Below are 20545 nucleotides of genomic sequence, written 5' to 3'. Positions count from 1 at the left end.
AATTTTTACTTTTTGTAGAAAAACGAATAAAAAATATCTTTTAACATCTAGTTAAGATTAATTATTTTGTGAGCTTTACTTTTATATTCTGTCCGTCGCGGATTTCTTCCGTTGCTGATTTGATAATCACATCGTTAGGGCTTACTTCACCAATAATGGTTGTCGTATCACTATTTGAAATTCCGGCAGTAACAGGAACCCAATGGGCAATGTCTTTTTCAACTCTGATAACGAAAACACCTAATGTGGAGTTTAATACTGCTGAAGTAGGAACAGATAGGGCTTTATTGTTATCACTTAACGGAAGAATTACATTGGCAACCATTCCCGGCAATAATTTTTTATCATTATTGTAAACATCCATTTCCACGGATTGAGAGCGAAGCCTGTTATCCAATGCTCCTGCAAATCTGGATACTTTGGCGGTAAAGGTTTCTCCCGGGATAGATTGTACAGAGAATTTTATCTCTCCATTCTTATTTAAGCTTCCTGTGTAAGATTCCGGAACATTTACTACCAAACGAAGTTTGTTTTGCTGAACAAGACTGAAAAGGGGAAGCTCGGATCCTTTCCCGGAAGGTCCCACATAGGCTCCGGCACTTACGTTTCTGGTTGCTATATTCCCACTGAATGGAGCCCTGATCTGCAGGTAGTTTTTAACATCCATCACTTCTCGATAAGAGGATTTTGCGGCCTCAAGCTGTGCTATGTCAGATCTTTGTGCAGCAAGTGCCTGTTCCAGATCAAGTGCAGATATGGTTCCCGGTGTTTTACTGGTTTCTTTCAAACGATCATATTTCGCTTTACTGGCTATATATATTGCTTCTTTAGATTTTAATGCTGATGCTGCAGCATTTTGCTGCGCATTCAATTCCGGAGCTTCCAGTGTGGCCAGCAACTGTCCTGCTACAACCTCATTTCCTACATCTACATACAGTTTTTTAACAAAACTGCTTATTTTAGCATATACGTCTACTTTCTGGAAAGGCTGAAGTTCCCCGGGAATAGTGGTGGATGAAGCGAAATCTCCCTGCTTAGGATTGATAGCTTCTATTTCAGGTGCTGATGGTGTTGCGGTCTTTTTTACTTCCGCTTTGTTTTGTTCACAGCTTTGCAGGCTGAATAATAGAACAACTGCCGGAATGAAATATTGATATAAACGGTTCATATTTAAATTTTTAATAGCCATTTGGTTATTTTATTTTAAAAGTTCTGGTATAAAGTGGATACTTTCTTCATCTTCAGGATCAAGTGATACGCTTTGGGTAGAAGTTTTTCCCTGTCCCCATGCAAAAGCCAACGGAAGAATAAACAATGCTGCAAATGTAGAAGCGATTAATCCTCCGATTACTGCACGTCCTAACGGAGAGACCTGATCTCCGGCTTCTCCTAATCCAAGTGCCATAGGAACCATACCTACCACCATTGCTAAGGCGGTCATTACAATAGGTCTGATCCTTAGTGCCGCAGCTTCTCTTGCTGATAGTAAAGCATCTCCATTATGTTTTCTCAGTTGCTCTGCATTCGTTATCAATAGCACGGCATTGGAAATAGATACCCCTACGGACATGATAATTCCCATATAGGATTGAAGATTAAGTGTTGAACCCGCAATAATAAGCAATGCAAGAGAGCCTAATAATACCGCAGGTACAGTTACCAATACGACTCCGGATACTTTAAACGACTGGAAATTGGCAGCCAGCATCAGAAAGATTACGAGAATGGCGATGATCAGACTGCTTTGTAAACTGCTCAGGGTATCGTTGAGAGTCTGGCTTAGACCAATTAATCCGACATTCAGCCCTCTCGGTAATTCTCCAAGGTTGTTAATCACCTTCTGGACATCTTTTGAGGCTTTTCCTAAATCGGTGTGATTTAAATTGGCCGTTACTGTAAGCATTGGCATTGCACCGAGGTTATCTGTTTCCCCGTACGTGTAACTGTCTTTTATAGTTGCCACATCCCCTAAATTAGGTCTGTTAGAGTTTTTCAGCAAAGGAATTCCTGCAATCTGTGCTTTGCTATTCATTTTATTTTCAGGGATCTGTACCTGTACGTTATAGCTATATCCTGCTTTTTCGTCAGTCCAGATGTTTTTTTCGGTGTATCGGGATGAAGAGGTAGAAGCAACCAATGAACGTGAAATGTCGGTCATGTCTACTCCCAGTTGGGCTGCCCTGATCCTGTCTACGTTGATGTCAATCGAAGGGTATTTAATCGATTGCCCGATTTGAACATCTCTTAAATAGGGTATTTTTTTAAGCTCCTCTGCTATTTTTTTAGCATAAGTTTCGTTAAGTTCTTTGCTTCTACCGGATAATCTCACTTCAATCGGAGTTGGAGATCCCTGGCTTAATATTTTTTCTGTTAATTCTATGGGCTCAAAGGAAAGCTTCATGTCCGGATTGATGCTTTTAGCCTTTTCTCTTATTTTATCTTTAAGATCATCCAGGTTTGCATGGAAGCCTTCATCTAATCCCACTTGTAATACTGTTTCATGTGATCCTGCCATCCAAAGATATATCGGGCTTACAGAAAAAAGATTCGGATGGGTTCCAACATAAGCTGAGGTAATAGAAATGTTATCTTTTCCGACAATATCCTTAATACCGTCGAGCAGCTTCAGTGTTTGAAGTTCTGTAGTTTCAATCCTTGTTCCATCCGGGATGCGCATCCTTACCTGAAACTGGGAGCCATTTACCTGAGGTAGTACGTCTCTTCCTATAATGTTGAGAAAGAGAGCGACCAGTCCCATCGTTACCAGAATATAAGCCGAGACAATAATTTTCCTAAAGGGCATAATCCGGTCAAGAAATTTAAGGTACCGAAATCTTACCTTTTCAAATAGGCTTACTTTACCATCCCTGTTGCTGTCGATGTTTTGCAGGAGTATTTCTTTCTGGCTCCAGGTGTCTGCTTCATCACTTAGTCCCGCAGCATCAAGTTCTTCTGCTTCGGTCATGGTATGGCCGTCTTTCGCTTTGTGGTGCTTTACTTTCATAATCCAGTTGGCCATTACAGGAACAAAAGTTTGTGCAAGGAAATAAGAAATGATCATACTGAATCCTATTGCCAAAGCCAAAGGCAGAAACAGGGAGCCTGGAATTCCTTCCATTGTAAAAGCCGGGGCAAAAACAGCAAGAATACAGAACAAGATCAAGAGTTTTGGAAAAGCAATTTCTTTACAGGCATCCCAAATAGCTAAGGCTTTTGGTTTTCCCATATCGAGATGCTGATGTATATTCTCTATGGTAACGGTACTTTCATCAACGAGGATTCCGATAGCCAGCGCAAGCCCACTTAGAGTCATAATATTGATGGTCTGCCCGAAGAGATTAAGAAACAGTACCGCTGAAATAATGGAAATAGGAATAGTAAGAATTACAATAATAGCACCCCGTATATCTCCAAGGAATAAAATAACCATGAGTCCTGTCAGCAGGGCACCTATTGTTCCTTCACTCATCAAGCTTTTAACGGAATTGATAACATATGTCGATTGGTCAAATTCAAAGCTTACCTTAACATCGTCGGGAAGATTAGACTGGATCTGGGGAAGTTGTTTCTTAAGATTTTGGACAACATCCCAGGTTGAGGCATCAGCACTTTTGGCAATACTCAGGTAAACTGAACGGCGTCCATTAACCAATGCGTACCCGGAGGTCATGTCTGCTCCGTCGGTTACCGTTGCTACATCTTTTAAATAAAGGTTTTGTACTCCTCCTTTATATAAAGGAATGTTTCCAAAATCTTTTACGTTTTTGATCATCGTATTGGTTGGAGTAATATAATATTTATCCCCGATGCGTACATTCCCTGAAGGTGCAGTCTGGTTATTAAGACGTAATGCTTCTACAAGTTGATCAGGAGTTAAATTATGCTGGCGGAGTAAATCCGGGTTGGCATTGATTACCACAGTCCGTATATTTCCTCCAAAAGGGGGAGAAGAAACAATTCCGGGAATGGAAGTAAATGTGGAGCGAACATATACGTTGGCTAAATCAAGAAGCTCATTGTTATTTCTTTTATCACTGCTCAAAACAAGCTGCCCCACGGGAAGGGTAGACGCATCAAAACGGATAATGAACGGAGGGTTGGATCCCGGAGGAAATGCTGCCTGGATCCTTGTGGAAAAAGAGTTGAGCTCAGCAGCGGCCTGGGCCATATTGGTTCCCGGATAAAAATTGATTTTCATCAGTGTCAATCCCTGAATGTTTTTAGTTTCAATACTTTTGATCCCGTTTACGAAAAGGAAAATATTGATGTACTGTTTAGCGAAAAAAGCTTCCATTTGTTGTGGAGTATATCCGCTGAAAGGGTGGGAAACGTAAATAACCGGTAAATCCAGTTTAGGAAAGATGTCGACTTTGATCGAATTGGCGGACCGTATTCCAAAGAAAAACAGTCCGGCTACAATCACCAGAATCGTAATGGGTTTTCTTAATGCAAATCTTATTAAGTTCATTGATCTATTATTGATGTAATTTATATTTAACCTTACAGTTCACTTTCGAAAACTGTAAAATCACCTGTTGCGGCTGCTTTTAATAGTAATGCGTTCCAAACGTTGCTAATAGCGATGTCCCTATCTGTCTCTGCTCTTATCAGTGCATATATGGCCTGGGATAGGTCAACAATATCTGTGAGGCCGTTTCTGTATAATGCAGATCGCTGGATATAAGCATCATTTGCAGATTTTAATTGAGCCGGAACCTGATCGTATACGGTAAGAGCATTGTTCCATTTATTTTCAGACAAATCAAGCTGTGCCTTGAGCTGCTGTTCTGCAAGATCATATTCATGCTTTAGCCCCTGGCTTACATAGTCCTGCGCGCTGATTTCTTTTGATAATCTGAAGGTCTGTGTGAAATTCCAGGATACTCCCAGTCCGATCAGGTAATTGCTTCTGGTTGGGTGGATTCCGTCCCAATAAGACATAGAATAGTCATTTTGGTTTTGAGCATATCCGTTACCGAATCCTGAGGCGCGTGTTTGTATAATTCCAACCATGGAAAATGATGGATAGTATTGTGTTCTGAGCAATTGTTTTTCTTCTTCACTTACATCGATCCGGCTCTTATAAAATGCAAGAAGAGGGTGGTCTTTTAGGACCAAGTTTTTTTCTGATGGCAGATCTGTAGGAATTCTTTTGAGAATGGTACTGTCAAGTCTGAATTCCTGGGACGGAATACCCATTAACTGCGCCAGTTTATTTTCCTGCTCCTGCTCATTGTCTTTTGCCTTTGTGTAAGTGATCATGGCGTTGGCATAGTCTGCTTTGGCAAGAGAAAGGTCAACACCGGGAACGAGCCCGTTTTTTTCTTTAACCTCAACAATTCTCCTTATGGTGTCGGTTCTTCCTAAATTCTTTTCATAGGATAATTTCAGCTTTTTCGCTGCCAGAACATTCAGATAAGCTGCCGCGACTTTTATTTTATGCTGAAATATTTCGTCGGAAAGGTCTCTGGTATCTCTTTGGTTTTTAAATTGAGCCACCTTTATTCTTTGTTTTGCTTTTCCAAATGAAAAGAACTCCCAATTGACATTAGCAAGATACAGGGCTCCGAATGAAGCATTCCAGTTTTGTTCAGGAAGAGGAAGTCCGGAAGAGGCTACTCCGTAACCACCAAATCCATATAAAGGGCCGTTCTGTCCATTTACAGTTCCAAAATCCTGCTGTACACTTAAGTTGAGGTTGGGCAAATACTGCCTTTTGGCTAATTCTACGGATTCCTGCGATGATAAACGGTAGGATTCTTTGGCTTTAATGGTTCCGTAATTGTGGACAGCTGTTTCAAGTGCGGATTGAAGTGTGATGACTTCCTGTGCGCTTACTTTGTTGATTAAAAAAATCGTAGAGACGGATAGAATAAAAGCTCTTAAAAGCATCGAGTATATTTTTTTCTTTATTCAAAGTAAAAAACACATTTTGAAGCAAATTTGAAGTTCTGTATAAATTAATCAAACAACCGTTTTTGTGGATTGATTTTATTCAGCAAAATTAAGTGATGGCTTTATGTTTTCAATCTCTTGGGCAGGGGTGGAATAGGAAGTTGGAGTAAATAAAGAGTGGTTTTCTGTTGAATCAAAATACACCGTAATACAATGCCAGCCATCACTAAAGTCGTAATGTACAGGGAATGTATTGACCTCGCAAATTTGTTTTACGATTGATAGGCCCAAACCAATACTCTCTGTGGATTGATTACTTTTCTTGAATCTTTTAAAAAGTTCCTGGGTAGGAATATCAGGAGGCAATCCTGTATTGCTGATCCTGAAGAATTTATGGGTCAGTGAAATTTCTATATTTCCATTTTTCACATTGTGCCGGATTGCATTGGATAAAAGATTGTTCAAAAGAATTTCTGCTAGTGCGGGATGGATTTTTATGTATACATCTTTTTCACAGTGCCTGTTCAGGGTGATGTTTTTTAATGCAATATGATCTGAATAAGCGTGGATGGTTTCTTTTTCCACCCGGCAGAATTTTAATTTCTCATGCGTGAGGAATTCCTGATTGTTAAGTTTTGTAAGCAGGATCAACGAGCGGTTGATTCTGGTAAGTTTATCTATGGAGTTTTGGATGTCGGTCAATAATGCCGCCTGTTTTGCATTGATTTCTGTTTCAGCTAAAAGCTCAACTTTGCTCTGTATGATTGCCAGAGGAGTTTGTACTTCATGAGACGCATTTTCACTGAATTCTTTAACGGAGGTGTAATCTTCAATGGCTTTATCGGTCATGAGCCTGAGAAACTCATTAAGTTTTTTAAATTCATTTGTGCTTGTTGAGAGTAACTGAAGAGGTTCCCGCTTCTGAATATTAAAATGATGAATATTATCTATAGCGTGATGGAAAGGCTTAAGTATATACCGGGATAATATTCTTGCGGTAATGAATACTATAGCTGTGATGAGTAATACTTTTAACAATAATGCAGTGAGCATACCTTTCATGATCTGTTCTGTAGAAGTGATATAGCTATAAGAAGAGATCTTGTATGTTTTATTTGCGGCCGTGACAAACGTATTGATTTGTATTTTACATTCGTTACGAGAGGGACCATTATTATCCAGGCAGGTGTGGATAATTTCAGGGTTGGTAGGAATAATACCGCTTCCTGTATAGGGTTTGATAGAAATGGGTAATCCCTGAGATGTTTTTTCAGGTGTTTCTCCTCTTTTTAGTTGGGCGGCTACATAATTATTTACTGATCTCAGTCGCTCTATTTCAACATTGTCCAATCGTTTTTTAATATTGGAATAAGAGATGTACATGCTAAGAGGAGTAACCAATAGTACAATGGCAATGAACCAGATCGATATTTTATTTAGTAAATTCATGAGCCGTTATATTTTGATGCATTAAACTTATAGCCCAGACCATAGATCGTTTCTACATAATCGTTACCCTGTGCAATTGCTATTTTCTTTCTGAGGTTTTTAACGTGCTGATAAACGAAGTCAAAGTTAGCTAAATTATCGGTATGATCTCCCCAAAGATGGTTAGCGATGGATTGTTTGGACAGGACCCTGTTTTTATTAACCAAAAAATAAAGCAATAGCTCAAATTCTTTCTGCGTGACATCTAATCTATTTTCATGGATGAAAACCTCAAAGGTATCGGTATTCAATAATATTTCATTAAAACGGACATCATTGTAACCATCCATTTTCTTTCTGCGATATACTGCTCTAAGTCTTGCGTGTAATTCAGGTAAATGAAACGGTTTTGTAATATAATCGTCGGCGCCCTTTTCAAGGCCTTTGATTTTATCGTCCAATGCATCTTTAGCTGAAATAATTAATATGCCGCTGTTGATTTTTTCACTTTTAATATGATTGAGGAGGTTTAGCCCATTTCCATCCGGGAGCATAATATCGAGTAACAAACAATCATAAGTATTGAAGCTCAGGCGTTCCAAAGCTTCATTATAATTATAGGCACATTCGCAGATGTAGTGCTCTTCTTCCAGATAATACGTCATGCTGTGGGCTAGTTCTTTATTATCTTCAATGATCAGGATTTTCATAGAACAGCAAAGTTAAATCTAAATTTTATATCAATTTTGAAGTTGTGTAAAATATTGTTTGCTAAGTGTTTAGTTTGTTTTATTTTCAGGAATAAAATAAAGGAAATACAATAAAAAAACTCCCCAAGAAGGGGAGTTTAACTAATATGGACTTTACAAAATGTTATTTTGTAAATAACATTTCTCTGTATTTTGTCATCGGCCAAAGCTCGTCGTCCACCATCATTTCAAGATTATCAGATGCATCTCTGATTACATCGAAAAGAGGTTTCACTTTGTTGCAGTAATCTTCTGCCTGCTTTTGGCTGTCTGATACTGCTTTTGCTGCTTCTCTGGCTTTGATAAGATCTTCAACTCCTAATTTGATTACAGAAACATTTTCAGAAATATTAGTGATCAGGCTCATTTGTTCTTTTGCCAACGTTTTGAATTCTTTATCTCCGAAAATTTCTTTAAGACCTTTTACGTTTTCAATTAATCTGTTTTGGTAATTTAAAGCAGAAGGAATAATGTGGTTTCTTGCGATATCACTTAGAACTCTTGCTTCAATATCAATAACGGTAGAGTATTTTTCAAGTTTGATCTCATTTCTTGCTTCTACTTCTCTATGAGTAAACACTCCTATTTCTTCATAAAGAGCTAAGAACTTCTTATCCATTTCCTGCTTTAAAGCTTCCGGAGTGGTTTTTAAGTTGTTTAACCCTCTTTTCTTAGCTTCTTTTGCCCAGTCATCAGAATATCCGTCACCTTCAAACATGATATTTTTACATTGTTTGATGTATTCTCTTAATACGTTGAATATCGCTTCGTCTTTCTTTAATCCTCCATCAATTAAAGCGTCAACTTCTTTTTTGAAATCATTTAACTGCTTTGCAGCGATCGTATTCATTACGGTCATAGATTCTGCACAGTTTGCAGAAGAACCTACAGCTCTGATCTCAAATTTATTTCCTGTAAATGCAAATGGTGAAGTTCTGTTTCTATCGGTATTGTCCAATAGGATTTCAGGAATTTTTCCAACAACATTTAATTTTAATTCTGTTTTTTCTTCAGGGGATAATTTACCGCTGGTTACTTTTTCCAATTCCTCCAATACTCTGAATAACTGACTTCCGATAAATACAGAAATAATTGCAGGTGGAGCTTCGTTAGCCCCTAATCTGTGGTCATTACTTGCAGAAGCTATACTTGCTCTTAAAAGATCTGCATATTCATGAACAGCTTTAATCGTATTAACAAAGAATGTTAAGAATTGCAGGTTTTTCTTAGGATTTTTCCCTGGGCTTAGTAGGTTTTCACCTGTATCTGTGGCCAATGACCAGTTATTATGTTTTCCACTTCCGTTTACTCCGGCAAATGGTTTCTCGTGGAATAAAATATGAAAATGGTGTTTATGAGCCACTCTTGCCATAATATCCATCAATAAAGAATTGTGGTCTACAGCAACATTTACTTCTTCAAACATCGGAGCCAGCTCGAATTGATTAGGAGCTACTTCGTTGTGTCTAGTTGTTACAGGAATTCCCAATTTCATACACTCTATTTCCAACTCTTTCATGAAGTTCATTACTCTTGTCGGAATAGACCCGAAGTAGTGGTCATCCAGCTGTTGTCCTTTTGCCGGTGAGTGTCCAAGTAAAGTTTTACCTGTCAATACAAGATCGGGACGCGATTGATACAATGCCGAATCCACTAAGAAATATTCCTGTTCCCATCCTAAAGTAGGAGTTACTTTTGTTACATTTTTGTCAAAATACTGCATTACGTTAGTTGCAGCTTCGTCTACAGCATTCAGAGCTCTTAGAAGAGGCGCCTTATAATCCAGCGTTTCTCCCGTATAAGAAATAAAGATCGAAGGAATACAAAGTGTAGTTCCCATGATGAAAGCCGGAGATGTAGGATCCCAGGCCGTGTAACCTCTTGCCTCGAAAGTATTTCTGATTCCTCCGTTCGGGAAAGAAGAAGCATCCGGCTCTTGTTGGATAAGCAGGTTTCCGCTGAATCTTTCAATGGCTCTTCCCCCTTCGATTGGAGTGAAGAATGAATCGTGCTTTTCAGCAGTTGATCCTGTTAAAGGTTGAAACCAGTGTGTGTAGTGTGTTGCCCCTTTGCTCATTGCCCAGTCTTTCATAGCTACCGCTACCTGATCTGCAATGTGTCGTTGAATTTTAGTTCCTTTTTTAATAGCATCCATAATAGATGTGAATGCTTCTTTCGTCAAATACTCTCTCATGGTTTCTTCTGAGAAAACATTTTGACAGAATAATTCAGACAATTTTGCAGGAACTTCAATGGAGTTATCCTTTCTGAAGTCCTTAAATGGTAATGTTTCTAACGCTTTGAATCTTAAAGTTGACATAATAGGGTTAATTTTTACAGGGCAAATTTACAAAAAAAATGAATTGAAAATGTTTTAACCCTTATTTTTTTAGGGGTGTTTGTGAGATTTATGATAATTAATAGAAAAATAGGTGTCTTGAGTGGAAGGATTTCAAATAGAGAGGGAAAATGAAATCAAATATTTTATAACTCAAAGATAAGAATACTTTACTATTATATAGGATACAAAAATGTATACAATTTAACCTCCTTGTTAAAAGATACTTAAAATGATTTGCAGTGTAATTTTGTATATTTGTGTGAAATTTATTTTATGACAAATTCTAGAGCAAGAGAAACAACAGAGGCTATTGAAAGACTATACATCTCTATGAGACATTTATTCTATAGAGGATTTTTCAAGCCAGGAGGTGTTTCGGGAGAAAGTATAAGAAGTTTGTTAAAAACAATCAATCCTGAAATTTATGGTACCATGAACGTTCCAAATAAACTGGAGCTTGATGGTTTGATGTATGTTTTAGACAGGCTTCCTGAAGGAATTGAGGAGTGTGCTTTTATTCATCTTACATCGGATGAGGGTTTTGATAAAGGTAGTTTCGAGCCTATTGTTCCCAAAAAGAGAAGAAGAAACTGTTATAGAATTGATGAACACCAAATGAATATTGAAGTTCTTTTGGGACGTTCAGAGATCTATGATATTCTTACTCACTTAACATTCTTATTTATAGAAGCGGATAAAATCCGTAATCTGGCATTTATTCAGGATGAAAACTGGAAGCCGACACGTGCCTTTAAAATTATTGAAGAGGTAGTAAAAGGAGAAAAGAAATTCAGTAGAAAAGAAAAAGAAGTTGCACTTATTCATCTTTCCTCTCTGATCGGAAGAACTTTTGAGGAAACATTAAAAGCGTATAATACTTTTGGAGATGATGAAAATCCTGACCGTTTATTCAAAATCATCTATAATTTAGGAAAGGTAAGTTTAGAGGATGCTAAGCAGAGCAGAGAAAGAGAAATCCACTTCAGTGCTATATTGAAAGAAAGAGTGGGGCATCATTATTTTGGAGAAAAATGGGCAAATAAAGTAAAAGAAGTTTTGTATGATAACGGGCTTCACATGCGTCCCTTACATATAATTTCAGCAAACATGCATTCTGTGAAAAATATGCTGTATGCTAATGATGCACTTAAGAAAAAAGACCATAAGGAAGTTGATTATAAACTGTATGGTGAAATTTCCGATAAGAAGGATCTTCGAGATAAAGTTTCAAAATATGCGGCAGACCAGGGACTTATATATATCGATGACAAGAGTGGTAGTAATATAGATGTTCAGATCATTGATTTAAGTAAAACTGATCTTAAAAATACTCCATTCGGACATATAAAATATTCAGGAGATGATGTAATCATGGTTTTTGATTATGCCTTCGGAGAACAGGCTTTTGAGGTAATGGATGAGCTTTTAAGGCCTTTCGAACACAAAGGGGAAGTCTATATGATGAAAGTAAAATCCGTATCCATTATGGGTAAAGCCGGAATTCTAAACGGAGGTAAGGGAGATATTATGATTCCTACTTCTCATATTTTTGAAGGAACAGCTGATAATTATCCTTTTGAAAATGCTTTAAAACTAGATGATTTTAAGGATGATGAATTGAAAGCATTTGAGGGAGCTATGATTACGGTTTTAGGGACTTCGCTTCAGAACAGGGATATTTTATCTTATTTCATGAATACCTCCTGGAAAGCTATCGGTCTTGAAATGGAAGGGGCTCATTATCAAAAAGCCATCCAGGTGGCTTCTAAGATCAGACATCATATTGCACCGGACCTTTTTGTTTGTTATGCATACTATGCTTCTGATAATCCTTTAGAAACGGGAAGTACCCTTTCTTCAGGAGGTTTAGGACTTACAGGTGTAAAACCAACATATCTCATTACCCTGAAAATCCTTGAAAAGATTTTACTAAGTGGAAAAAAAGAAGTTACTTCTAAAAAATAATACTTCTTTAAATTATATATAAGCCTCGAGTTTTACACTCGAGGTTTTCTATTTTTAAATACCAATGCCATTGATGTTTTTCACTAACAGCAAATGCATTATTTATGGTTCAAAAAATTGGATTATCTCCAAATCTGCAAGAACTGAGAATGAAATTAATTAACTTTAAAAAAATAAAAATGAAAAGCATGAGCTCAGCCATACAATTATCAAAAAGATTCAGAGAAGTTATGCTTGACGGTCTCTGGATCGCCAATACCAATTTTAAAGATCAGCTTTCTGATGTAACCTGGGAACAGGCGATAACAAAAATCGGTTCTTTGAATACGATCGCAATGCTGGCATTCCATATCGATTATTATATTGCTGGTGTCTTACAGGTTTTTGAAGGAGGAGTGCTTGAAATAAAAGATAAATTTAGTTTTGACTTACCGCCGGTAGAATCTCAGGAGCAATGGGAGAAAATCCTTAATAAACTTTGGGCAGATTCGGAAAGGTTTGCCGAGCTACTTGAACAAATGTCGGACAATAAGCTTAGTGAAGTTTTTGTAGACGAAAAATACGGAACTTATCAAAGAAATATAGATGGAATGATTGAGCATTGTTATTATCATTTAGGGCAAATTACTTTGATCAAAAAAATGATTATCCATTCATAAACTAAAGAACTCTTATTTTGTTATGAGATCCTTAGATAACATCTCGAATTCCAAATAACTCCACTTTTTTGAGGGTTTTGGATAAAATACCTACCTTTAAAAAAAATAATTTTTAAATGAAAAAGTCGATTGCAATCATTTTTGCGTTTGTCATTTCACAATTTCATGCCCAGCAGAATCCTTATTATCAGCAGGCTGCGAAGTACAAGATGGATATTGATGTTAATGCAGAAAAATTTACTTACCAGGGAAATCAAACATTAGAATACACAAATAACTCGCCGGACGAGCTGAATGTAGTGTATTTCCACTTATACTGGAATGCTTTTAAACCCAATTCAATGATGGATCAAAGAGTAGCTAGTCAAGGTAAAAATGGTGATTCAAGATTGCAGAGAGGAGGAATTTCAAGACTGGCCTCGATTCCTAAGGATCAGGAAGGGGCGCAAAATATACACTGGATCAAGCAAAGTGGCAAAGATCTTAAGTTTGAAATTCAGGAAACCATTATGAAGGTTTATCTGAATGAGCCTATTAAACCCAATTCCAAAACATCATTTACGATGGAGTGGGACGCTGTGATACCTCAACAGATCAGAAGAAGCGGAAGAAACAATGAAGAGGGAATTGATATGACCATGACCCAATGGTACCCGAAAATTTCTGAATATGACTATGACGGATGGGCAACTTTCGACTATATAGGGAGAGAATTTCATGCCCCGTTCTCTGATTTTGACGTTACTATTAAAATTGATAAAGATTATGTAGTAGGAGCCGGAGGAATTCTTCAAAACCCAGGTGAAGTGAAGGGTTATGATGCGAATGCGAAGATCAAGACAGAGAAAAATAAAAAGGCAACCTGGAGGTGGACAGCTAAAAACATCCTGGACTTTGCCTGGAGTGCGGACAGAGATTATGTAGTTAATAGCTTTGATATTCCTAATGGACCTAAAGTGTATCTGGTTTATCAAAAAAATGATAAAACCAAAGTCTGGGAACAGGCACAACCTTATGTTACCAAATATTTTGAGATCATGAATTCTCATTTTGGAAAGTATGCTTATCCTACCTATGCCTTTATCCAGGGTGGTGATGGTGGAATGGAGTATGGGATGTGTACCATGATCTTAGGCGAATCAAAAGATATTGAAGACCTGATGGGGCTTATGACACATGAAGGTTCCCATTCTTGGTATCAACAAATGCTGGCTACCAACGAATCTATGAAACCATGGATGGATGAAGGATTTACCAGTTATGCTGAGGGATACGTAATGTATCAGTTGTTTCCACCTAAAGATAAGCTGCCTAATCCTTTTGTTGATAGGTTGACAGCTTACCGGAATTTTGTGAAAAAAGGAATTGAAGAACCAGCAGTATGGTTAGGAGATCACCATGACAATGGTACTTCCTATACTTATGCTTCCTATGTAAAAGGAGAATTATATCTTGTTGAGTTAGGGTATATTGTTGGAGAGGAAAATCTTGCCAAAATTTTGAAGGAATATTTTGATAACTGGAGTTTAAAGCATCCTTCAGACCGGGACTTTCTTCATATTGCACAGAAAGTATCCGGGATGGATTTAAAGTGGTTCCATCATTACTGGATCAATACAACCAAAACCATTGATTATGGGATTAAAGATGTAAAATATGATGCAAAATCCACAACGATCACATTGGTAAATAATGGACAGGTTCCAATGCCTGTTGATTTTAGTGTAATGACAAAAGATAAGAAAATTGTTACTTATCAGATTCCGACAAATCTTACTCGTACATGGAAACAGAAAGATGCATACGGAGATTTTAAGACCATGAATTACTGGCCATGGACACAAAAGGAATATACATTAACGATACCTTACTCTCAATCTCAGTTGCAGGTTTTGGGGATCGATTTCAGTCAGAGATTAGCTGACGTAAATATGGCAGATAACTTTGTTGAAGTAAAATAAAATAAAAGGAGTATGAAAATACTCCTTTTTTATTTGTCCTAATGAGGTGAGCATGCAACGGGTATAATGCAATTGGGAGTAGCACATGGATTAGCAGGACATCTCGTTCCCGGACATATTGCCGGAACACTGCTTCCGGGAACTGGACAGTTTACATTTCCCCCGTGGATTGTTTTAAGTGCATGCCTTGAAATTCTTTTGAAGTTTTTCATAGTATTGGTTTTAAATGAGTTGATATTTCAAATGTACCTTAAAACCTGCATGCCCGATAGAATGAATTGATAAGTGTCTTATTTATTTTTATAAGTGTAGCGGCAGACTTAATAAATGAAATGATTTGCAAACACTGATTTTAAATTAATAGGCAGTTTCATAGAACTTTTCACCATAAAGCCTTATTTTTACACTCATTTTCAAACCCATTTAGTTAAAATAAATGAACTCTATTGTTATAAATATTGGAAACAGCAATATAAGATTTGGTCTTTTTGATGATGACAACTGTGATATTTCATGGGTGATTAATACGAAGCCATACAGAACCGCTGATGAATTGTATGTCCAGATGCTGATGTTGTATCAGACCTATAAGATTGAACCGGGCGCAATACAAAATGTGATTATTGGTTCAGTAGTTCCTCAGCTTACTAAAGTAATGAGCTCTGCCATTAAAAAAATACACGGAATTTCCCCTGTCATTGTTGATAGAAATACTCCTTCCGGGGTTCAGGCAAAATCCAAACAAATGGGAACAGATATCTATGCCAATTTGGTAGCAGCACATAATATGTACCCTGGCCGTAAGAAGATTATTATAGATTTCGGTACCGCACTTACAGCAAGTTGTGTTACTGAGACCGGTGAAACGCTGGGGGTGATTATTGCGCCGGGAATTGTTACCTCGCTAAACTCTCTCATCAGCCAGACAGCCCAATTGCCGGAAATAGAACTTAAAAAACCAAAATCTGTTTTAGGGCTTGATACTGTAACCTGTATGCAGAGCGGAATGGTTTATGGTTTCCTGGGAATGGTGGAAGGATTTATAGATCGTATTAATGAAGAGGTGAATGATGATTGTTTCGTCATTGCGACCGGTGGTGTTTCTCATGTGTATAAGCCTTTAACCAATAAAATACATATTACGGACAGACTTCATACTTTAAAGGGACTTTATTTTTTAGGTAAAGATCAATCATGAAAAAATTTCCTGTAATAGAAACAAAAAGACTGATTCTTTCACAGCTGGAAGAAGGGGATATTCCTTTAATTGTCGAATATCTTCAGGATAAAGTTTTTTCAGAGCTCACCTCTAATATTCCTTATCCTTACACTGAAAAGGATGCTGAATTCTGGTTGAAAATTTCAAACGAAGCTTTTGAAAATAAATCAGGGTTCACTTTTGCGATCCGAAATAAAGAGCATAGGATTATTGGAGCTATAGGACTTCACGACAGAGGAGATGATAAAGCTGAATTGGGCTATTGGCTTGCTGTCCCATTCTGGAATAAAGGATACGTAACAGAAGCTGCTTCTGCAGTGGTTGAGTTTGGATTTAAAGAGCTTGGATTTAACAAGATTTTTGCCACTCATTTTTTCCACAATCCATCATCCGGAAGGATTATGCAAAAAATAGGAATGGAGCAGGAGGCCATACTAAAACAGCACCTTAAAAAAGACGGGCAGTACTTTGACGTTCCCATGTATTCCATTTTTAAGAGCAAATAGTTTTTCAGTATCTTAGGTGTAGGTTTTAACTTCACCAACTTATACCATGAAAAAGCTGATTATCTTATTTCTGCTCAACAGTACTATCTTTTCTACTGCACAGACCAAAGTTTCCGGATCTTATCACGTGGATTCTGGAAATCCTGATGACGGAGGCTATAATTGGATACTTTTGGAAAACCACCGCTTTGTGATGGCTACATTTGGGCAGGTTATTCTTGGAACATGGAGTATGGATAATGATAATCTCATTTCTTTTATCCCTTCTACACCTAAATATCCTTTTGATGTGTACGGCAGATATGATGCCGGCCAAAAAGGAACTAAAGTTATGTTTGATAACTTTGAGAGGGATACCAAAATTTATATGGGAAATTCAGAACAGGGCATTCAGCCTGTGTTAAATGATGATGCTAACTGTTTCTCTTATCCAATGGTAAAAGAGTTTGGTAGTAATTTTAAAGATATTATCCTTTCTGTGGCTTTGTTTGATCAGGCTAAAGACTTGCACTATGTAGCAAAAAATAAAAGGTATAATAATTTTATTGTTATGTATTATTCATCTGCTGTAAGGCAAAAACCGTTTACGGCAAAATTTAAAGAAGGAAGATTATATTTCAGAAGTGATGATCGCCCTTCTTCTCTCAGAAAAGATCTTCAGCCGGCAGAACTGAAAGAAATGGAAACGTTTATTAATGGAGGGGTATCCGGCTTTTCAAAAGAATCTATCATCAGTAATCTGGCTTATAATATGGAGGCATATGGGCCTGGAGAAAGATCAATGCAGGAGGACTTTGATGAGGAGTCTTATCTTAATTACAACTATAACTACGATGCTTCCAAAGAGGTCTATACGGCAAAACACCCCCAGGGAGCGTCAGAAGATGATGAATACCATAATCTTGATACAATGTATAAGTATCATAGAATGGAACTTAAACCACAACAAAAATCATATAAGAAAATTGAAAAGAGTATTTTTAATATTACCTGTAAGGATTAATCTTATCTCTTTGATCTGAAAAACTCTTTAACGATTGCCGAACATTCGTGTTCCATAATTCCTGTAACCACTTCAGTTTTGGGGTGGAGGCTGAGGTGTTTATTGATAAAGCCTCTTTGCTCGTCTCTTGCGCCAATAACTACCTTGGATATTTGTGACCAGGCCAGTGCCCCTGAACACATGACACAAGGCTCTAAAGTAACATACAATGTGCAATTGATCAGGTATTTTCCTCCTAAAAAATTTGCTGCAGAAGTAATCGCCTGCATTTCTGCATGAGCCGTTACATCATTAAGGGTTTCGGTTAAATTATGTGCCCTTGCAATAACACGGTTATTGGAAACGACTACACAGCCGATCGGAACCTCATCTTTTTCGAAAGCCAGCTCTGCTTCCTGGAAAGCCATCTTCATAAAGTATTCGTCAGTAAACATATAATTAAAATTGAATTGTTAGGGGAAGACGCATCCTGTATCTTACAGTGTAACCATCAATCCTTGCTGGTTCCGATGTGCCATCAGACAAATATACCGCAAGTTCAGCTTGTTTATTAAAATCCTCGTTATCACCGACTCCTTTTACTTCAACAATGGACCCATCTTTGTCAATAATAAAATTTACTACACAACTGATTTTTCCATCCGCATTAATAGTGCCAGCATAAAAATTATCTAAAATTTCCTGTTTAAACTGATTGATTCCTTTAGAATATTCTGCCACAATCTCTCCCTTTTCGTCTAACTTTTTAACAGAAGGGATATCAGATTTATGAGTAGATTCATAAAGTTTCATCCTCGTAAGCTCCTCTAAATACTCATTATTTCTTTTAAGTTCTAAGACTGAAATAGCAGCATTCTTTTTTACTATAAATTCATTCAACTGCTTCTTAGATAGTTTTTGGATAATAGAACTTTCGGATGCATTTTCTATTTTTTCAAATTCATAAGCGTATTTATTTTTAATTATTCGAAGTCCTTCTGTCTGCTGAGAATAATAAAAAGAGAATAATGAAATTAGATAAAAAGTACAGTACTTCTTCACGTTATTCAATAGTCATAGTTAGTGGAAGTTTAAAACGATATCTAACGGGGTCACCGTTGATGATTGCTGGAGAAAATTTTTCTGAAAGAGAATATAATGCAATCTGGGCCTGGCGATTAAAAGTGAAATTATCGCCCTGTGCTTCTACATTGCTGATAGTGCCATCCTTCTCCACGATAAAAGCAACATTGGCTTTTACTGTTTTCTCTTCTGAGAAGACTCCATCAATATAGAACAAATGGGCGACCTCTTGCCTCAGAGCATTAATACCGCCAGGATAATCTGCTGACTTGTCTGTAATGGGAAAGATTTCCGGGGCCTTTTCGGGGATTGCCATTCTGTTTTCCAACCGGATTCTGCTGAGGTCTTCAGTATTTTTTACTCTTAATAGAGCTCCGATTAACGCAACATTTTCTATACTATCCATTTTTTTCATGAAAAAAATAAAATCCTGCTTAATGGCTGCTTTTTGAAAATTACCGGTTTCAGCATCAAACTTTTTTCTGAACTCAGTGTTCAGCATACTGCGATGCTGATTATAATAGTTTTTTACCTGCTTAAACTCTTCCCGTTGCTGAGAGAAGAATGTTGCAGAACAAAAACAGCATAATAACAGTAATAAAGATTTCAAATTGTGGATATTTATGTAAAAATAGTCAAAAAAACTTAATTCAAAATGGGTCCTTATTAGTCTTCCAGATAGCTGTTTAATGATTCTTTCAGATGATTGCGGATTTCATCAACTAAAGATTTAGGTTCAAGGACTTTTACCTCTTTTCCGTAAGAAAGGATTTCCTGCATAAAATCATAAGTAGGATGCAAAAAGAACTCAAAGTATATATCTTCAGGAGTTTCTTTAATCTCATTTTGAGATTGGTGAAGCGGAAAACTTTTGATATATTCTCCCTGATGACGTGAGCATTTCAATGTAATTTTCTGAGGTTTTTGTTCTGTTAAATTCATAACCCCGAATGCATTTTTAAAATATTCGCGGAAGTTATAACGATATTTTTCCCGGAATTTGGTCTTACTTACATCCAAATAATTGATCCGGTCCAGTCCAAACGATTTAAGTGCTTTATCATTGGTATCTATAGCAATGAGATACCATCTGCCTTTAGATTCTTTTAATGCTAAAGGGTGTGCCTTTCTTGATGTCATGACTTTATTTTTATAATTGTAATGTTCAAAAGAAACGACACGTTTATTACGAATGGCAAAGAAAAGATCATAGAAATGCTCTACACCCGTTGGTTTTCGGGATTCAAAAAAGATGTACCCTGAAAAATCCGGATGAACATTTAAAGCATTACTTACCTGAAAGGATTCCAGGAGTTTCTGGTTATACTCATCCACTTCCATCGTTGGACGGCTTTCTATATAATAACGGTTATCACCTTTCTTCTTATTATGGATAGAAAGGTTAAAAAGATCAGATATCTCACGGATATCCCTCTGAAGAGTACGGATGGAGTAACTCTTAATATCAGCGTCCTGAAATTCAAAAGAATTTAAAAGATAGTCTTCCAGCTGAGAATAGGTAGCAGGAGCACTTTCTAATTTTTTAATAATCAGAGCATATCTTGTTAAGTAAAAATCTTTTTTCATTCGGGTTAATTTTATTTAAAGCTTTCCAGTCAGTTATTTCAAATGGAACGCAAGCGTTTCACGGTTAAGTTTTTATAATACAAATATATGCTCTTAATGCGACAAAAAATGTCGTATTTTTGTTTTTTTTAAATGAGTTTCTGGAATCATTTCTTTCTGAACGCTAAAAA

General features: G+C 37.1%; 17 protein-coding genes. 6 read left to right on the top strand and 11 right to left on the bottom strand.

The genetic code is table 11. The features are described from left to right. Positions 1-61: 61 nt before the first annotated feature. From AAEU33_RS04075 to AAEU33_RS04050, 6 genes are all read right to left on the bottom strand, one after another. Positions 62-1168 carry an efflux RND transporter periplasmic adaptor subunit gene (locus tag AAEU33_RS04075; RefSeq protein WP_172282064.1) on the bottom strand — a complete coding sequence of 369 codons (1107 nt, stop codon included), beginning with the start codon at positions 1166-1168 and terminating at the stop codon, positions 62-64. A gap of 30 nt (positions 1169-1198) precedes the next feature. Further along, positions 1199-4468, bottom strand: a complete 3270-nt coding sequence (locus AAEU33_RS04070) for an efflux RND transporter permease subunit (protein ID WP_345991009.1) — start codon at positions 4466-4468, stop codon at positions 1199-1201. A gap of 32 nt (positions 4469-4500) precedes the next feature. Beyond that, positions 4501-5892, bottom strand: a complete 1392-nt coding sequence (locus AAEU33_RS04065; protein ID WP_345991008.1) for a TolC family protein — start codon at positions 5890-5892, stop codon at positions 4501-4503. A gap of 99 nt (positions 5893-5991) precedes the next feature. Next, positions 5992-7344: a HAMP domain-containing sensor histidine kinase gene (locus tag AAEU33_RS04060; protein ID WP_345991007.1), complete on the bottom strand. Its 1353-nt coding sequence runs from the start codon at positions 7342-7344 to the stop codon at positions 5992-5994. Further along, positions 7341-8033, bottom strand: coding sequence for a response regulator transcription factor (locus AAEU33_RS04055; protein ID WP_172282069.1), 693 nt, complete (start codon positions 8031-8033; stop codon positions 7341-7343). Before AAEU33_RS04055 ends, AAEU33_RS04060 begins: the two co-directional genes overlap by 4 nt. A gap of 163 nt (positions 8034-8196) precedes the next feature. Beyond that, positions 8197-10392 (bottom strand): glutamine synthetase III, encoded by a 2196-nt coding sequence (locus tag AAEU33_RS04050; RefSeq protein ID WP_345991006.1) that lies wholly within the window; start codon positions 10390-10392, stop codon positions 8197-8199. A 294-nt stretch (positions 10393-10686) separates the two neighbouring features. On the opposite strand from AAEU33_RS04050, the gene AAEU33_RS04045 reads away from it, so the two are divergent. From AAEU33_RS04045 to AAEU33_RS04035, 3 genes are all read left to right on the top strand, one after another. Next, complete coding sequence (locus AAEU33_RS04045; protein WP_172282071.1) at positions 10687-12378, top strand: hypothetical protein; 1692 nt, start codon at positions 10687-10689, stop codon at positions 12376-12378. 188 nt (positions 12379-12566) lie between these two features. Next, positions 12567-13037 (top strand): DUF1572 domain-containing protein, encoded by a 471-nt coding sequence (locus AAEU33_RS04040; RefSeq protein ID WP_172282072.1) that lies wholly within the window; start codon positions 12567-12569, stop codon positions 13035-13037. Between the two features lie 116 nt (positions 13038-13153). Continuing rightward, the gene (locus AAEU33_RS04035) at positions 13154-14998 is read left to right on the top strand and encodes a M1 family metallopeptidase (RefSeq protein ID WP_345991005.1); all 1845 of its coding nucleotides are present in this window, start codon (positions 13154-13156) and stop codon (positions 14996-14998) included. A gap of 38 nt (positions 14999-15036) precedes the next feature. Here AAEU33_RS04035 and AAEU33_RS04030 read toward each other — a convergent pair whose 3' ends face one another. Beyond that, positions 15037-15210, bottom strand: a complete 174-nt coding sequence (locus AAEU33_RS04030) for a hypothetical protein (RefSeq protein WP_345991004.1) — start codon at positions 15208-15210, stop codon at positions 15037-15039. Positions 15211-15434: 224 nt separating this feature from the next. Between AAEU33_RS04030 and AAEU33_RS04025 the strand changes: the two genes are divergently transcribed. From AAEU33_RS04025 to AAEU33_RS04015, 3 genes are read left to right on the top strand one after another with little or no spacing between them, the layout of a single operon-like run. Further along, entirely contained in the window at positions 15435-16196 is a 762-nt protein-coding gene (locus AAEU33_RS04025; protein WP_172282076.1) for a type III pantothenate kinase, read from the top strand. Beyond that, positions 16193-16723 carry a GNAT family N-acetyltransferase gene (locus tag AAEU33_RS04020; protein WP_345991003.1) on the top strand — a complete coding sequence of 177 codons (531 nt, stop codon included), beginning with the start codon at positions 16193-16195 and terminating at the stop codon, positions 16721-16723. The genes AAEU33_RS04025 and AAEU33_RS04020 overlap by 4 nt, the downstream gene beginning before the upstream one ends. A gap of 46 nt (positions 16724-16769) precedes the next feature. Beyond that, complete coding sequence (locus AAEU33_RS04015; RefSeq protein WP_345991002.1) at positions 16770-17726, top strand: hypothetical protein; 957 nt, start codon at positions 16770-16772, stop codon at positions 17724-17726. Between the two features lie 2 nt (positions 17727-17728). On the opposite strand, the gene AAEU33_RS04010 is transcribed toward AAEU33_RS04015, so the two are convergent. From AAEU33_RS04010 to AAEU33_RS03995, 4 genes are read right to left on the bottom strand one after another with little or no spacing between them, the layout of a single operon-like run. After that, positions 17729-18160: a nucleoside deaminase gene (locus AAEU33_RS04010; RefSeq protein ID WP_273650386.1), complete on the bottom strand. Its 432-nt coding sequence runs from the start codon at positions 18158-18160 to the stop codon at positions 17729-17731. Positions 18161-18164: 4 nt separating this feature from the next. After that, positions 18165-18776, bottom strand: coding sequence for a hypothetical protein (locus tag AAEU33_RS04005; RefSeq protein WP_345991001.1), 612 nt, complete (start codon positions 18774-18776; stop codon positions 18165-18167). Further along, entirely contained in the window at positions 18769-19398 is a 630-nt protein-coding gene (locus AAEU33_RS04000; RefSeq protein ID WP_345991000.1) for a hypothetical protein, read from the bottom strand. The genes AAEU33_RS04005 and AAEU33_RS04000 overlap by 8 nt, the downstream gene beginning before the upstream one ends. Before the next feature lie 56 nt (positions 19399-19454). Continuing rightward, positions 19455-20375: a WYL domain-containing protein gene (locus AAEU33_RS03995; RefSeq protein WP_306613375.1), complete on the bottom strand. Its 921-nt coding sequence runs from the start codon at positions 20373-20375 to the stop codon at positions 19455-19457. Positions 20376-20545 lie beyond the last annotated feature (170 nt).

The organism is Chryseobacterium sp. Chry.R1 (genome assembly GCF_039645525.1).
GTDB lineage: Bacteria > Bacteroidota > Bacteroidia > Flavobacteriales > Weeksellaceae > Chryseobacterium > Chryseobacterium proteolyticum.
The sequence above is the reverse complement of the archived record's forward strand: the minus strand, read 5'-3'. Positions and strand labels throughout refer to the sequence as shown.